A 14,857-nucleotide genomic window follows, 5' to 3' on the forward strand; every position below is an offset into this window, starting at 1 on the left:
GATTTACCTTAATGGCATCCCAATGAACAGGCAGTGTGCCGGCAGCTTCCATACGAAGCCGCCGGCACACTGCCTGTTTTATCCTTCCCCCCTTCCCTGTCCGGTTCCCCGTCCTTAATTTATCCCGGCCGCACATGTACAGGCAAGAACCCACGAACTGTTTCCCGTTGTCAACATATAATAAATCAAGGAATTGATTTCTAATTGAAAGGAGCTTTTTCATGATTCCCAAACTGGAAGTAAATGGGGTCAGCTACTCCTACCACTCATTGGATGGTGAGACGCTGGCCCTTTCCAATATATCATTTGATGTGTCTGCCGGGGAATTTGTGGCTATTGTGGGACCATCAGGCTGTGGAAAATCCACCCTGCTGACCATGCTCAGCGGGCTGACCCAGCCTGAAAAGGGGACCATCAGCATTGACGGCGCCCCCCTGTCCAAAGCCCATTCCGCGATTGGCTATATGCTGCAGAAGGACCATTTATTTGAATGGCGCAACATTTTCTCCAACATTTCCCTTGGACTTGAAATACAAAAACGGTTGGACGAACCTGCCAGGCTTGAACTTCTGGATATGATGTCCGCCTATGGCCTGGCCGGCTTTGAATATGCAAAGCCTTCCGAACTTTCCGGGGGCATGCGCCAGAGGGCGGCATTAATCAGGACCCTGGCCCTGAAACCGGATATACTGCTGTTGGATGAGCCATTTTCCGCCCTGGACTATCAGACAAGATTGTCTGTGTGCGATGATATCAGCTCCATCATACGGAGGACCCACAAAACGGCCATCCTGGTGACCCACGACCTGTCTGAGGCCATCAGTGTGGCCGACCGTATTGTTGTGCTGTCCGCACGTCCCGGACGGGTCAAGTCAGTTTTATCCATTGATTTCCCGGAAGGCTGCACCCGCTCCCTTGACAGGCGTAACTGCCCGGAATTTTCCAATTATTTTAATACCGTATGGAAGGAGCTGAAGACATATGAATCATAACGGTCCTTGTTATACCATACAGGAACAGGGCAGGAAAAACTGCGGCACCTGTGAAATGTCCGTGGCCCAGCAGGCCTTTGTTGAAGGGGAACTGCGCCGCCACCGGCAGGTTACCATCTGCCGCATCATGCTTTTAGTGCTTCTTCTGGCGCTTTGGGAGCTGGCGGCCGACATGCACTGGATTGACAGCTTCATCTTCAGTTCCCCCACCATGATTGCCAAGTGCCTGGTAACCATGACCCGGGACGGCAGCCTGTTCCTCCACACAGGCGTCACCCTGCTGGAAACCCTTATAAGCTTTGCACTTTGCACGGTTTTTGGCCTGGCCTGCGCCCTGCTTTTATGGTCCAGCAAAAGCGTTGCCCAGGTGCTGGAGCCGTTCCTGGTACTTTTAAACAGCCTTCCCAAGTCAGCCCTGGCCCCCCTGCTCATTGTATGGCTGGGCAACAATATGAAGACCATCATCGTGGCCGCCGTGTCCGTGGCCGTGTTCGGATCCATCCTGACACTCTACACCGGCTTTACCCAGATGGATACGGAAAAAATCAAGCTGATCTACTCCCTGGGCGGAAACCGGAAGGATGTGCTGGTAAAGGTCCTGCTTCCAGGTTCCCTGCCCATGCTCATCAGCAACATGAAGGTGAACATCGGCCTGTGCCTGGTGGGCGTCATCATCGGGGAGTTCCTGTCCGCCAAGGCCGGACTTGGTTATCTGATTACCTATGGGTCACAGACCTTTGCCATGACCATGGTGGTGACCTCCATTGTGATACTTTGTATTGTGTCCGGGATGCTGTATCAAATCATTGCGTATGCGGAAAAGAGGATAAGTAAGCTTAGTTAACCCTTCAGGCAGGAGCAGGACTTTATAGTTTTGTATGGGTACTGCTCCTATCTGTCCCGTACTGTCTTTAGCAGACCATATCTTAATGCCTCATGGGTCATTTGTCACAAATGCACAATTTCCCAATTAACTTTTTTACACTTTTAACAAATCTAATATTACCTATTGACTTAGAATTTCATGGTATGTATAATGTAGTCAATTGAACAGGGCTTGTAACTATATTTAATGATAGGCAATACCTTCACAATGCTTTAGGCGTGTGTTTGTATTGCTTTTTTTATGCCTATTTTTACCGGAGGGAGGTACAGCAGCCATGATGATTAAGACAATATTAAACAATAACGCCGTTATAGCCATTGATGAAAATGAAAAGGAGGTTGTTATTGTTAAGAATGGGATAGGGTTTAACAGCAAAAAGGGGATGGTGCTGAAGGACAACGATATGGAGAAAGTATTTATCCTCCAGGAAAAGAATGTTTCCGATGATATGATACACCTGCTGTCGCTGATAAGTGAGGAATACATAGAAGTCTCCAAAAAAATTGTGGATTATGGCCGCACGGTCTTAAAGACAGGCGTCCATGACAGCATTTATGTTACCTTGTCCGACCATATCGAACTGGCCGTGTCCAGAAAGAAAAAGGGAATCGCCTTTGACAATGCCATGACCTGGAGCATTAAGAAAACCTACCGTGAAGAATACCACATCGGCGAGGTGGCTTTAAAAATCATCCAGATTGAGTGCGGGGTCACCCTTCCCGAGGAGGAGGCAGGCCTTATCGCATTGCATTTTGTCAATGCCAAGATTCACAATGAACCGGAAGTAACCCATGACTTTGCATACATTTCCGTGTTTGTACAGGACCTTATTAATTTCATCAAATACTTCCTGTGTACGGAAATGGATGAGAACTCCCTGGAATACAACCAGCTGCTCAGCTATCTCCAGACCCTGGCCCTGGTACTGGATGACAGGAAGGCTGCCGCCGTCAGCAGCGACAGCCGGTACTATGAAATGCTCCGGTATGCAAAAGGATATTTTAAAAGGGCTTATGACTGCAGTGACCGTATCCGCAGGTTTACCAAGGAAAAATATGACTTGGAAATCCAGCCTGAGGATATCCTGCACCTTACCATGTACATCAACAAATTCATTAAAAAGGAGTAATGACCTATGTCCAATCAAGAACTGGCCGCCAGGATAATTGAACTTATCGGCGGAAACAGCAACATAAGCCGGGCAGCCCACTGCATGACCCGCCTGCGGCTTAATTTATATAATAATGATTTAATCCAGTTAAAAGAAATCGAGTCCCTGAAAGGTGTATTGGGGGCACAGATGCAGAACCAGCAGCTTCAGATCATTATCGGCCCCCAGGTTGGTTCCCTGTATAACGAGATTGCTGCCCAGGCCAATCTAAACCCTGCTGCTGATGCGCCAAAGACCAACCAGAAGCTTTTTACCAGGTTCCTGGATATCCTGTCAGGCATCTTTCTTCCGGTCATCCCCGCCATTGCCGGCGCCGGTATGCTGAAGGCCATCATCGCCCTTTTAAAGGCAGCTAACCTGGTCCAGGTGGACAGCTACACATTCCAGCTGTTTAACATGATGGCGGACTGTATTTTCTATTTCCTGCCCTTTTTCCTGGCAGTATCCAGTGCAAAGATATTTAAGACCAATGCCACACTGGCCGTTGCCCTGGCAGCAGCCATCCTTCATCCCACCTTCACGGCATTTGTCAGTGCCGGGGACGTTACGGCCATTGAGTTTTTCGGCCTCCCTGTGCGCCTGGTGAACTACAGCTATTCCGTCATCCCAATCGTGCTGTCTGTCTGGATATTAAGCTATGTATACCGTTTTGTGGATAAACACATGCCCAATATCCTGAAGGTCATATTCACACCCACTGTTGTACTGCTTATCATGGTGCCCCTTGAACTGGTTGTCCTGGGACCGTTGGGAAGCTATGCCGGCAGCGCGCTGACCAGCTTCATCACATACCTGTTTTCTGTCAATGCCTTTATTGCAGGATTCGTGATGTCCCTCATCCGTCCTTTGACCGTAATGACCGGTATGCATCAGGGTTTTACCCCGGTTGTATTCCAGAACCTGGCTGAACTTGGCTATGATATGCTGCTTCCGACCATGATGATGTCCACCATGGCGCAGTTCGGGGCGACCGCGGCCATGTATTTCCGTGTGAAGAACCGGGAGAAAAAGTCCCTCATCGTATCGGCCAGCTTTTCCGCCATCATGGGTATTACAGAACCGGCTTTATACGGTGTGCTCATAAGCTACAAAAAGGCATTTTTCGCTGCCTGCCTGGGAGGTGCGCTGGGCGGAGGTTATATCTCCATGACCCATTTTCATCTGCTGAGTTTTGCCTCCTCCAGTATTGTCAGCCTTCCCCTGTATTTCCAGTCCAATGTATCCAATGTACTGATTGCCATTGCCATCAGTATCGTATCCGCGTTCGCGCTTACGCTGGTTTTAGAAAAGACGGATACGGCAGCGGATAGCAGCACCTTTTGCGGATACACCGACACCTCACAGGCATCCGTGGACCCATTGCCGGCAGATTTTGCAGCTCCTGCGGCCCCGCTGCTCCACAGCGCTGTAATCACTGCTCCGGTAAGCGGACGCATCACCCCTTTATCTGAAGTGCCTGACAACACCTTTGCATCCGGCATCCTGGGGGACGGCTTTGCCATCATGCCCACAGACGGCACAATCCATGCGCCTGTGGACGGCACGGTCACTGCCCTCTACTCATCCAAGCACGCAATCGGCATCACCGGCCCGGACGGCCTGGAAGTCCTGGTCCACATCGGACTTAATACAGTACAGCTGGAGGGCAGGTATTTTGAAGCATATGTTAAAAGCGGGGATAACGTCAAAAAGGGGCAGAAGCTGATTACCTTTGATTTATCTGCCATAGAAAAGGAATATAATCCCATCACACCGGTACTGGTGCTTAACAGCAATAAAAAACTGGATTTCATGAAAAAAATGAATGACGCAGTCACTGCCAACACAGACGTATTACAGGTACAATTTGAATAAGGAGGAAACACATGAGACAGTTTAAGGATGATTTTTTATGGGGCGGCGCAACTGCCGCCAACCAGTTTGAAGGCGGCTGGAACGAAGGCGGCAAGGGCCTGTCCACTGCTGATGTAACCCGTTTTAAGCCGGATGTGGATGTGGAGGATATGCAGAAGCAATGGGAAATCACATCTGCGGACATTGAGCAGGCCATCCGCACACAGGATACCGCCTACTATCCCAAGCGCCATGGTTCTGATTTCTACCATCACTATAAAGAAGATATTGCGCTGATGGCCGAGATGGGCTTTAAGGTGTTCCGCATGTCCATTGCCTGGTCCAGGATTTTCCCAAGAGGTGATGAGGAAACCCCCAACGAGGAGGGGCTGGCATTCTATGACCGTGTCTTTGATGAGCTGCATAAATACGGCATCGAGCCCCTGGTCACAATGTCCCATTATGAGCCGCCCCTGGCTTTTGTAACCGAGTATGACGGCTGGTACTCCAGGGAATCTGTTACATTTTTTACACGTTATGTGACAGCTATCTGCAACCGCTACAAGGATAAAGTAAAATACTGGCTCACCTTTAACGAGGTGGACAGTGTCATACGTCACCCATTCATGACAGGCGGTCTTATAGAAGATCATTTTCCTTCCCATGAAGCCTTTGAACAGGCCCTATACCAGGCCATGCACCATCAATTTGTAGCCAGTGCCCTGGCCACAAAAATCTGCCATCAAACCATTCCAGGTTCCAAGGTTGGCTGCATGCTGACCAAGCTGACCTTCTATCCTTATACCTGCAGACCGGAGGATGTGCTGAAGGCCCAGCAGGATATGCGCGCCACCCTGGCCTTTGCAGACGTACAGGTATTCGGCAGATATCCCGCCTATCTGAAAGCCCTTTATAAGAAGAAAAACATTGTCCTGAAAAAGGAAACAGGGGATGATGAGATACTTGGAAGTTACCCTGTAGACTTCATTTCCTTCTCCTACTACTCCTCTTCCTGCTCAGCCGCTGACACCACGGGCCTTATCGTGGCCGAGGGCAATACATGTGCCGCCATCAAAAATCCGTATCTGAAGGCAAGCGCATGGGGATGGCAGATTGACCCTGTGGGACTGCGCATTTCCATGGTGGATCTGTATGACCGATACCGTCTTCCTCTGTTCATTGTGGAAAATGGTCTGGGCGCCCAGGATGTGCCGGAAGCAGACGGGAGCATACAGGATGATTACCGTATCCACTACATGCAGGAGCATATCAAAACCATGTATGACGCTGTGACCCGGGACGGCGTGGAACTGATGGGATATACATGCTGGGGCTGTATCGACCTTGTGTCCAACTCCTCCAACCAGATGAGCAAGCGGTACGGCATGGTTTACGTGGACTGTGATGACTATGGCAACGGTACATTTAACAGGAAAAGGAAAAAATCCTTTGACTGGTATAAAGAGGTAATTGCCACCAACGGGGCCAGTGTCCTTAACAGGTAACGCCCAACGGTAAATCGCGGACAGGTAACGGACAGGCAGATTCGACGGACAGGCAAACCGCAAATTTCCTGTTGACAAATCCCCTTCCATATCTTATACTGATTTCCATAAACAGGGGAGCTTATTGATAGGCTGAGAGGAAGTTGTGAACTTCGACCCATGAACCTGATTTGGATAATGCCAACGTAGGGACCCATGAAGCAGCTTTTATGCGGGAATACCTTGGTATTCCCGTTTTTTATTGCTTGAAAGCCAGATACCTTATATCCGGCTGCCTTAAAATCCATATTGGTAAACAGAGTGAGCAGATGTTCACGAAGGGGTGCACCACCGCGGGTGTATTGCTTCGTGAACTTTTTTTATGCCCATATCATGCAACAATCCCACAGCAAAGGAGGTGGAACAATGGCAGTCATCAATGGCATCACCGTTGGACTGACGCAGGCAGTGCCAGTCAGTACATATCTTATGGAACACAATTACCGGCTGGATTGCATTGCCGTGGAGCTGAACGGCGGCATTCTGCCAAAAGACAGCTATGACACAACCTGTCTGACGGACAGCGATGTGATGGAAATCGTAAATTTTGTAGGAGGAGGATGACAATGGATGATACAGTGACCAGGGAACAGCTGCAAAAAGCCCTGCGGGAACGGCATACCCAAGAGGTCCAGGAAAAGCTGGATAAGGCACGGGTCGCCGTGGCAGGGCTTGGAGGGCTTGGCTCCCATGTGGCGGCAGCGCTGGCAAGGATTGGTGTGGGTCACCTGCATCTCGTGGATTTTGACGTGGTGGACATCACCAACCTGAACCGACAGCAGTATACGGCCAGGCATCTGGGAACCTGCAAGACAGATGCGCTGGCAGATGCATTAAGGGAAATAAATCCTTACCTGGATATTTACACGGACCGCGTGAAAGTGACAGAGGATAACCTGGTTTCCCTGTTCAGCGGGGAAACCATTATCTGCGAGGCATTTGATTGCCCGCAGGCCAAGGCCATGCTGGCCAATGGCATACTGACCCATTTCCCCGGCAAATATCTGGTGGCCGCATCCGGCATGGCCGGGTTTGGCAGCAGCAATACCGTGATTACCAGGAAGGCCGGAAAAAACTTCTACCTCTGCGGGGACGGCATCTCGGATCCTGCATCCGGAGCCGGCCTCATGGCGCCCAGGGTAATGCTCTGCGCAGCCCATCAGGCCAACATGATTGTACGGCTGATCCTGGGTGAGGAGGATCCGTAGGGCGTATCTGATAACTCACGGCAGCCCCATCAAACACATAAAAAAGGAGATTTCAGACAATGACAGACAAAATCACTCAGACAGACCACGACCCGTTCATCCTGGGAGGGCATACCTTCACCTCCCGTTTCATCCTGGGCTCAGGCAAGTATTCCCTGGATTTGATCCGAGCTGCCGTGGAGCAGGCAGATGCCCAAATCATCACCCTGGCCCTGCGCAGGGCAAATGAAGGAGGGCCTGCAAACATACTGGACTATATACCGGGGCATGTGACCCTTCTTCCCAATACCTCCGGTGCCAGGAATGCAGATGAGGCTGTGCGCATTGCACGCCTGGCCAGGGCAGCGGGATGCGGGGACTTTGTGAAAATAGAGGTCATCCGCGACGCAAAATACCTGCTGCCTGACAATACCGAGACCGTGAAGGCAACAGAAATCCTTGCCAAGGAAGGCTTTGTGGTCATGCCCTATATGTACCCGGACCTGAACGCAGCCAGGGACCTGGCCAATGCAGGCGCTGCCTGCATCATGCCCCTGGCCGCCCCCATCGGAACCAACAAGGGGCTGTGCACAAAGGACTTCATCCAAATCCTTATTGACGAGATTGACCTTCCAATCATTGTGGACGCAGGAATCGGGCGCCCGTCCCAGGCATGCGAGGCAATGGAAATGGGGGCGGCTGCCATCATGGCCAACACAGCCATTGCAACCGCAGGGGACGTGCCTGCCATGGCCCATGCATTCAGGCTGGCAATTGAATCCGGGCGGCAGGCTTATCTGGCCGGGCTTGGACGAACCCTGGATAAGCAGGCCAGCGCCTCCTCCCCCCTGACCGGATTCCTTCATGACTAAACCACAGAAAGGCAGATACTATGTCCAATAACAAGAATGAAACCAATGTGTTTAATAAAAGCATACTGAACACCCAGGTACGCCAGGACCTGGAAATGGAGCGGACCGACCACATGGCCTATCTTCCGGACATGGAGGTCCTTGATTCCGGCATTGACCGCCAGGTCCTTTCCATGATGGAGTCCTATGACCCGGCGTCTTATACGGCCGATGATGTAAAGGCCGCCTTAAACCATGACATGCGCGGCCCTGAGGATTTTGCAGCCCTCCTCTCCCCTGCCGCGCAGCCGCTTCTTGAGGAGATTGCCAGGAAGGCCCAGTCAGAGACAAGAAAACATTTTGGCAACTCCGTCCAAATGTTCACACCCATCTATATTGCCAATTACTGCGAAAACTACTGTATTTACTGTGGGTTTAACTGTAAGAACAAGATCCGGCGTGCCATGCTTGACCCGGAACAGATTGAGAAGGAAATGAAGTCCATTGCAGCAACCGGCCTGCAGGAAATCCTGATACTTACAGGCGAAAGCCGCAGCCATTCCACAGTCCCCTACATTGGGGAGGCCTGCCAGATTGCAAGGAACTACTTTAAGGTCATCGGGCTGGAAATCTATCCCCTGAATTCGGATGAATATGCCTTTCTGCACGGATGCGGGGCTGACTATATAACGGTTTTCCAGGAAACCTATGATTCCGGTAAGTACGAAACCCTGCATCTGTCCGGACATAAACGGTGTTTTCCTTACCGTCTCAACACCCAGGAACGGGCCCTCATGGGCGGCATGCGGGGCGTTGGCTTCGGGGCCCTGCTGGGGCTGGCGGATTTTCGCAGGGATGCATACGCAGCCGGCTGCCATGCCTGGCTCCTGCAGAGGAAATACCCCCATGCTGAGATTGCATTTTCCTGCCCAAGGCTCCGGCCAATCATCAACAATGACAGAATCAATCCCATGGATGTACACGAAACGCAGCTGCTTCAGGTGGTGTGCGCTTACCGCCTCCTGATGCCGTGGGCAGGCATCACTGTCTCCACCAGGGAGTGCGCACGGGTAAGGGACAACCTGGTTTCCATTGCCGCAACCAAGATATCGGCAGGCGTGAGCACGGGTATCGGCAGCCATTCGGACGAAATCAAGGAGAAAGGGGACGGCCAGTTTGAGATATCGGACGGGCGGAGCGTGGATGAGGTGTTCCATGACCTGCTTGCCCGGGATCTGCAGCCGGTCATGAGTGATTATATCTATGTGTGAGGATTTAATGATGGACCCTGAACTGAGAGGGCACATCCTGGCAATCACCAACAGGAACCTCTGTTCCAGACCCTTTGAGGAACAGGTCCGCCGGGTCTGCTGTTTTCATCCGGCTGCCCTGATACTAAGGGAAAAGGACTTACCGGATGCTGAGTATGGTGAACTGGCCAAAGAGGTGATGAAGATATGCAGGGAATATCAGGTTCCCTTCATTCCCCACAGCTTCATGGAAACAGCCCGCCAACTGGGCGCGGATAAAATCCATCTCCCCCTTTGGCGGCTGCGTGAGGCATCCGGCACAGGCCTGCTGGATGGCTTTAAGACAATAGGCGTCTCTGTCCACAGTGTGGAGGAAGCCCTGGAGGCAGAGGCCCTTGGGGCCTCCTATCTCATTGCCGGGCATATCTATGCCACGGACTGCAAAAAAGGGCTGCCTGCGCGCGGGACCGGCTTCCTGCGCGCGGTCTGTGAAGCGGCGGACATCCCTGTCTATGGAATCGGAGGCATCCATCTGGATGAGGCACAGATAAAAGAAGTGCTGGGATGCGGGGCGGCCGGAGGATGTATCATGTCGGGAATGATGAGGATTTAGGGTGGGAATGAATTCCCAAACACCTCCCAAGACAAAAAGCAGTTGACGCCGCCCCTCCGGCAGCAGTAGAATTAACCCACAGCAGACTTTTTGCAGGGAAATAAAATCTGATAGAAAAAGAGGTTTACATCCATGGGCTTCCTTATAAAACCAGCCGCCTTCGGCGCACTGATACTGGCAGGCTGCCTGCTTAGGCACAAGAACATCTTAAGCAGCAATGACCAGAAGACATTCAGCAGGCTTGTGCTCAATATCACGCTCCCTGCCGCTGTCATCCATTCTTTTTACGGGTTTGAAAAGGAACCATCCCTTTACCTCATGATTGCCATGGGCTTCCTGTGCAGCCTCCTTCCCTTTCTGGCAGCCTACTGCCTGACAGGTAAGCTGAACCGCCAGGACCGGATGTTCACCATGGTTAATATAGCAGGATACAACATCGGCTGTTTTACCCTGCCCTTAATCCAGAATTTTTTCGGCCAGACCGGCTCCGTGGCTGCCTGCATGTTCGATACCGGCAATGCCGTGATGATGACCGGAGGTTCCTATGCCCTGGTAACCACCCTGCTGCATCTGGATACCGGGGACAATGGCTCCGTGCAGACGCCTGTGTGGAAAAGGTTCCTGGGATCCATTCCCTTTGACACCTATATGCTGATGCTGGTTTTCTCCTCCATTGGAATCCAGATTCCCGGCTGGCTGGACGCCCTGCTGGAACCGGTTTACCAGGCAAACAGCTTTCTGGCCATGCTGATGATTGGGATGATGCTGCGTCCTGTCCATGGCAGCGCCGCCCTCCGGAACACCATGCGGGTCATCCTGGGACGGCTGGCATTTGCCTGCATTTTCTCCCTGTCCATCTACCACTTTGCGCCCCTTTCCCTGGAAATGCGGCAGGTGCTGGCCGTGACCGTATTTGCCCCGGTCAGCACCCTGGCTCCTATCTATACGGAAAAATGCAAGGGAGACACGGCTGTATCTAGCTTTACCGCCTCTGTGTCCATTGTCATCGGATTATTCGTCATGTCAGGGCTGGCTATGTGGTTCCGGCTGTAGCGGCGGCTGCAGCAGCTATTTGACAGTCCATGCTTTATCCGTGAAATAAACGCTTCTGGCCAGCTTCAGCACATCCGTATCCTCGTATAAATCCGCATTCAGTGAAATGGAATATACCTCGCTGCTGTCCGGCTTTGCAAAGAATACATACCACATACGGGAGGTCCGGTCCTTCTCCGGCACAGGTCCGTACTCAGCTTCCACGTCTTCCAGTGAGGCAGGGGTGTATAAATCATGCTGTACCAGAACCAGCAGGGCAGGGGCCTCACAGTCAATGACCATGACTGGTTCCGTGATAAACACGGAATGGTTCCATGGAAGGTCAATGCCTGACAGTCCGCCCTGACTGAACCTGCAGTCCGGCCATCCGCCCGTATAGCGTTCCACTGCGCCCGCAGCCCACCATGAATTAGGAACCGTATCATAATCAATATGGGAAGCCAGATGGTCCAGACGTTTTATGTCTTCCGGGTCTGAGGTCGCAAATACATTTCCCCCCGTACTGCTGCCCAGCGCCTCTGTATACTCCTGGTTGGACAGTTCCCGGGGCAGCCGGTACGTCATGTAATCCGTCATGGCTGTATGGGTATCTAAAAAGCGGCGGATGCCCTCTTCGTCCGGCAGCGTCATCCCATAATGCTTCACATCTTCCGGTGTACGGTAAATATTCAGCATTTCTGAGGTTGGCTGGCGTACCAGGATAATATCCGCCAGGCTGCCGTCCTCCCTGTCATATGAGATAGTCAGCGAGTACAGTTCCCCCTTATAATAAAACATGTAGTATTCAGACCAGTTAAGGAAACCGCCCGCTTCCTTGCTGTCCGCCTCATTCGGTTCAGGAAAATCCGCGGTCCGCGCTTCCAGATCTTCCGTATCACGGATTCCGGCCAGACGTATCACATCTTCTGCCGTGATGGCTTTGGCTGATTGCGGATGACCCGCCGTCTTTACAGGAAGCCGGTCCGCGTCCGCTGCTGTTCCGTCTGCTGACCCCCTATCCGCTGCCCTGGTTCCATCTGCTGTCCCGGTTCCATCTGCTGTCCCGGCTCCATCTGCTGCCCCGGTTCCATCTCCCGCTCCTATCCCGTCTGTCCCTCCATCTTCCGGTATCACCCCGTCCTCCATTCCCTCCGGCGCCTCCCATATCTCCTCCGGTATCCAGATTCCCTCAGCCCCAAAGGGCTGAATCATGGAAACAGCTGCCTGGCTTTTATCCGGGAACGTGTAGACAGCCACCATCACATCACCGTCTTTCACAACCGCGGCCTCCCCTCCCTGGAGATTCAGGAGCATTTCCATGGCCAGTCCAGGGTCCAGCAGGTCCTGGTACACCATATCTGTCCGGGCATTCCGGTTCAGTGCCTCTGCCATCCCTTCCTGCCTGTAATCCATGGGTGTCCCGGCAATCCCGCCGCTGTATGCCTCATAAAACCCAGTAGCAGAATGGATTTCTTCATATTGGGTCAGCTGGCTCTGGTCCACATACCAGACACCGCCTGTCTTCTTCCAGGTAATCCGCTCCTTCCATACCCACCGGTGCGGGTCAGAGGTCATGGCATAGTAGGTAATCTCAGTCTGATTTTCCTGATTATGAATCTGATAGAGATGGTCCATGGGCCAAGGACTGGACCATCCGAAACTGATATACGGGTCATCCTGCAGTGACATGACCGGTTCCATCTTATAAAAGCCTTCCGGATGTCCCGGATCATACATACCATATAATGCCGTTCCATCCCTGTCACAAAAAGCCTGGGCCCACTGCCCTGCCCTGGCTCCTATGTCATCCTGCTTTTTCCCTGTATAAGTGCACACCGCCAGCCAGGAAAGCGCAAGCACGATCAGCGCCGCCATGACTCCCGTGGTTTTCGGATGTTTTGCCAAAATGGAAATACGCTCCTTCACAGCCTTTTTCCCATTCCACATGTCAGAAGAAATATTCAGGAATCCGGACGCAGCCCTGGGTTTGACAGTCAAGTCAATCAATGTCCTTCCATAGGAAAACCGCTCCTCCTCCCCCAGACGCCGGACCGCATCCGCATCACAGGACAGCTCGCAGTCACGCTTGGATAAGAACGCGGCCGCCCATACCAGCGGGTTAATCCAGTAGTAGCAAAGCAGGATACAGCGCAGCCCTCCCCAGATATGGTCGCGGCGGCGGGCATGACAGTCCTCATGGACCAGCACATGAGACATGCGGGTTCCGTCTCCCTCCATGTCCTTTGGAAGGTAAATGGCCCGGTCACCCAGATAGGACATGAAACAGGGAACAGCCAGATCCTCAACCAAATAGACCGGAAGCTCCGTGACCCCATAGGTATCTCCGTGATAACGTTCCCTGCTTCTGTAAAGGCGCCATGAAAAACGGAAATTAATCCAGAGCATCCATATAAACAAAAGGATGCCGCCCGCACCCCACAAAACCAGGATGATCATCTGCCAGTCAATCCCCGCTGCCCGTTGGGCCATGGTGGCAGGAGCCGTATAATGTGTCACCTGCCCTGAAGCCAGATTATGGATCAGCGGTTTAAGGTCCGGCCTTAAAGCAGCCTGTTCCCGGACAGTCTCCGCTGCATTCATCACACTGAAAGGGCTTGTCATATTCCCCATAAAGCCCAGCACAGGATAAAACCACGGCATCACCAGCCGGATTGCCGCAAGTCCCCATATGCCGTACTGAAGCTGGGGACTGATCCTTCCCCTTAAAAGAAAGCGGAGAAGGATGATCCCCAGAATCAGGACTGATGAAGTAATTAATGTCTCAGCCATGGCGCTCCTCCTCTGCCTTATCAAGAATTGCCTTCAATTCCTCAATCTCCTCATCTGATAATCCGCTGGAGTTCACCATGGCATTGACCAGCAGGCTTAAGCTTCCCTGGTACATGCGGTTCAAGAATCCCCTGGTCTCCTCAATAACCGCCCCGTCCCTATCAACGCAGGGGTAAAAGAGCTTGGCCCGTTCCCCCTCCTCATGGCAGACAGCCCCTTTGGCTTCCAGCCGCTTCAGCATGGTGATGATAACATTCCTCCCCCATCCGGTTGTCTGTTCCAATTCCTTTGTGAGATGGGTGATTGTTTTGGGCGGATTCTGCCATAAAAGGTTCATTAATTTCCATTCACCGTCTGATAGGTTAATCTTTTCCATGTTAAGTCCTCCGGATTCCTGTCATTTTATGCTGCGTAGCTTCAATATCCCTATAGCTTCGATGCCGCCATGTTTTAATACTATCATAAAAACCGTACCGCAATCTGTTCCTGTTTGTATCAGCGCATATTAGTATACATATGTATACTAATATTGTAAGTCCAAACCGGATGCCTGTCAATATGGAATCTTGTCTGCCATCCCCCTCTTCCCTTTTTTCCAAAAAGACGCCTTTACAACTCCCTATCTGCCCCTGCACCGCCCAACATCCTTCTCCTCCTGCACATTTACCTTTCCCCTTGCCTTTCACCCAAAAATACCCTATGATTAAA

13 protein-coding genes and 1 riboswitch are annotated in these 14,857 nt (G+C 51.8%); of the genes, 11 read left to right on the forward strand and 2 right to left on the reverse strand.

Going from position 1 to position 14,857, the window contains the following annotated elements; translation table 11 throughout:
* The first annotated feature begins 221 nt into the window (after positions 1-221).
* The 11 genes from DWX59_RS18745 (at position 222) to DWX59_RS18795 (ending at position 11,380) form a co-directional block, all read left to right on the forward strand.
* Entirely contained in the window at positions 222-992 is a 771-nt protein-coding gene (locus DWX59_RS18745; RefSeq protein WP_117560726.1) for an ABC transporter ATP-binding protein, read from the forward strand.
* Entirely contained in the window at positions 982-1,836 is an 855-nt protein-coding gene (locus tag DWX59_RS18750) for an ABC transporter permease (RefSeq protein WP_330668720.1), read from the forward strand. Before DWX59_RS18745 ends, DWX59_RS18750 begins: the two co-directional genes overlap by 11 nt.
* A gap of 316 nt (positions 1,837-2,152) precedes the next feature.
* Entirely contained in the window at positions 2,153-3,007 is an 855-nt protein-coding gene (locus tag DWX59_RS18755) for a PRD domain-containing protein (RefSeq protein WP_117560727.1), read from the forward strand.
* A gap of 6 nt (positions 3,008-3,013) precedes the next feature.
* Complete coding sequence (locus DWX59_RS18760; protein WP_117560728.1) at positions 3,014-4,903, forward strand: beta-glucoside-specific PTS transporter subunit IIABC; 1,890 nt, start codon at positions 3,014-3,016, stop codon at positions 4,901-4,903.
* 11 nt (positions 4,904-4,914) lie between these two features.
* Entirely contained in the window at positions 4,915-6,387 is a 1,473-nt protein-coding gene (gene ascB, locus DWX59_RS18765) for a 6-phospho-beta-glucosidase (RefSeq protein WP_117560729.1), read from the forward strand.
* Between the two features lie 103 nt (positions 6,388-6,490).
* A riboswitch (TPP riboswitch) is annotated at positions 6,491-6,597 on the forward strand.
* A gap of 195 nt (positions 6,598-6,792) precedes the next feature.
* Positions 6,793-6,990: a sulfur carrier protein ThiS gene (gene thiS, locus DWX59_RS18770; protein WP_117560730.1), complete on the forward strand. Its 198-nt coding sequence runs from the start codon at positions 6,793-6,795 to the stop codon at positions 6,988-6,990.
* A gap of 2 nt (positions 6,991-6,992) precedes the next feature.
* Positions 6,993-7,634, forward strand: coding sequence for a sulfur carrier protein ThiS adenylyltransferase ThiF (gene thiF / locus DWX59_RS18775; protein ID WP_166460265.1), 642 nt, complete (start codon positions 6,993-6,995; stop codon positions 7,632-7,634).
* A gap of 59 nt (positions 7,635-7,693) precedes the next feature.
* Positions 7,694-8,485: a thiazole synthase gene (locus DWX59_RS18780; RefSeq protein ID WP_117560732.1), complete on the forward strand. Its 792-nt coding sequence runs from the start codon at positions 7,694-7,696 to the stop codon at positions 8,483-8,485.
* Positions 8,486-8,505: 20 nt separating this feature from the next.
* Positions 8,506-9,735, forward strand: coding sequence for a 2-iminoacetate synthase ThiH (thiH, locus tag DWX59_RS18785; protein ID WP_117560733.1), 1,230 nt, complete (start codon positions 8,506-8,508; stop codon positions 9,733-9,735).
* Complete coding sequence (locus DWX59_RS18790; protein WP_207660445.1) at positions 9,728-10,327, forward strand: thiamine phosphate synthase; 600 nt, start codon at positions 9,728-9,730, stop codon at positions 10,325-10,327. The genes thiH and DWX59_RS18790 overlap by 8 nt, the downstream gene beginning before the upstream one ends.
* A 132-nt stretch (positions 10,328-10,459) precedes the next feature.
* Complete coding sequence (locus DWX59_RS18795) at positions 10,460-11,380, forward strand: AEC family transporter (protein ID WP_117560734.1); 921 nt, start codon at positions 10,460-10,462, stop codon at positions 11,378-11,380.
* A 15-nt stretch (positions 11,381-11,395) separates the two neighbouring features.
* On the opposite strand, the gene DWX59_RS18800 is transcribed toward DWX59_RS18795, so the two are convergent.
* Together DWX59_RS18800 and DWX59_RS18805 are read right to left on the reverse strand one after the other, a co-directional pair.
* Complete coding sequence (locus DWX59_RS18800) at positions 11,396-14,149, reverse strand: M56 family metallopeptidase (RefSeq protein ID WP_117560735.1); 2,754 nt, start codon at positions 14,147-14,149, stop codon at positions 11,396-11,398.
* Positions 14,142-14,525: a BlaI/MecI/CopY family transcriptional regulator gene (locus tag DWX59_RS18805; protein ID WP_117560736.1), complete on the reverse strand. Its 384-nt coding sequence runs from the start codon at positions 14,523-14,525 to the stop codon at positions 14,142-14,144. The genes DWX59_RS18800 and DWX59_RS18805 overlap by 8 nt, the downstream gene beginning before the upstream one ends.
* Positions 14,526-14,857 lie beyond the last annotated feature (332 nt).

Origin of the sequence: Enterocloster aldenensis (genome assembly GCF_003434055.1) — a bacterium.
Classification (GTDB): domain Bacteria; phylum Bacillota; class Clostridia; order Lachnospirales; family Lachnospiraceae; genus Enterocloster; species Enterocloster aldenensis.

Bases quoted from the DNA above. Each gene is read 5' to 3' on its own strand.
- DWX59_RS18745 (WP_117560726.1), top strand. From the start codon at position 222: ATGATTCCCAAACTGGAAGTAAATGGGGTCAGCTACTCCTACCACTCA.
- DWX59_RS18750 (WP_330668720.1), top strand. From the start codon at position 982: ATGAATCATAACGGTCCTTGTTATACCATACAGGAACAGGGCAGGAAA.
- DWX59_RS18755 (WP_117560727.1), top strand. From the start codon at position 2,153: ATGATGATTAAGACAATATTAAACAATAACGCCGTTATAGCCATTGAT.
- DWX59_RS18760 (WP_117560728.1), top strand. From the start codon at position 3,014: ATGTCCAATCAAGAACTGGCCGCCAGGATAATTGAACTTATCGGCGGA.
- ascB (WP_117560729.1), top strand. From the start codon at position 4,915: ATGAGACAGTTTAAGGATGATTTTTTATGGGGCGGCGCAACTGCCGCC.
- thiS (WP_117560730.1), top strand. From the start codon at position 6,793: ATGGCAGTCATCAATGGCATCACCGTTGGACTGACGCAGGCAGTGCCA.
- thiF (WP_166460265.1), top strand. From the start codon at position 6,993: ATGGATGATACAGTGACCAGGGAACAGCTGCAAAAAGCCCTGCGGGAA.
- DWX59_RS18780 (WP_117560732.1), top strand. From the start codon at position 7,694: ATGACAGACAAAATCACTCAGACAGACCACGACCCGTTCATCCTGGGA.
- thiH (WP_117560733.1), top strand. From the start codon at position 8,506: ATGTCCAATAACAAGAATGAAACCAATGTGTTTAATAAAAGCATACTG.
- DWX59_RS18790 (WP_207660445.1), top strand. From the start codon at position 9,728: ATGTGTGAGGATTTAATGATGGACCCTGAACTGAGAGGGCACATCCTG.
- DWX59_RS18795 (WP_117560734.1), top strand. From the start codon at position 10,460: ATGGGCTTCCTTATAAAACCAGCCGCCTTCGGCGCACTGATACTGGCA.
- DWX59_RS18800 (WP_117560735.1), bottom strand. From the start codon at position 14,149: ATGGCTGAGACATTAATTACTTCATCAGTCCTGATTCTGGGGATCATC.
- DWX59_RS18805 (WP_117560736.1), bottom strand. From the start codon at position 14,525: ATGGAAAAGATTAACCTATCAGACGGTGAATGGAAATTAATGAACCTT.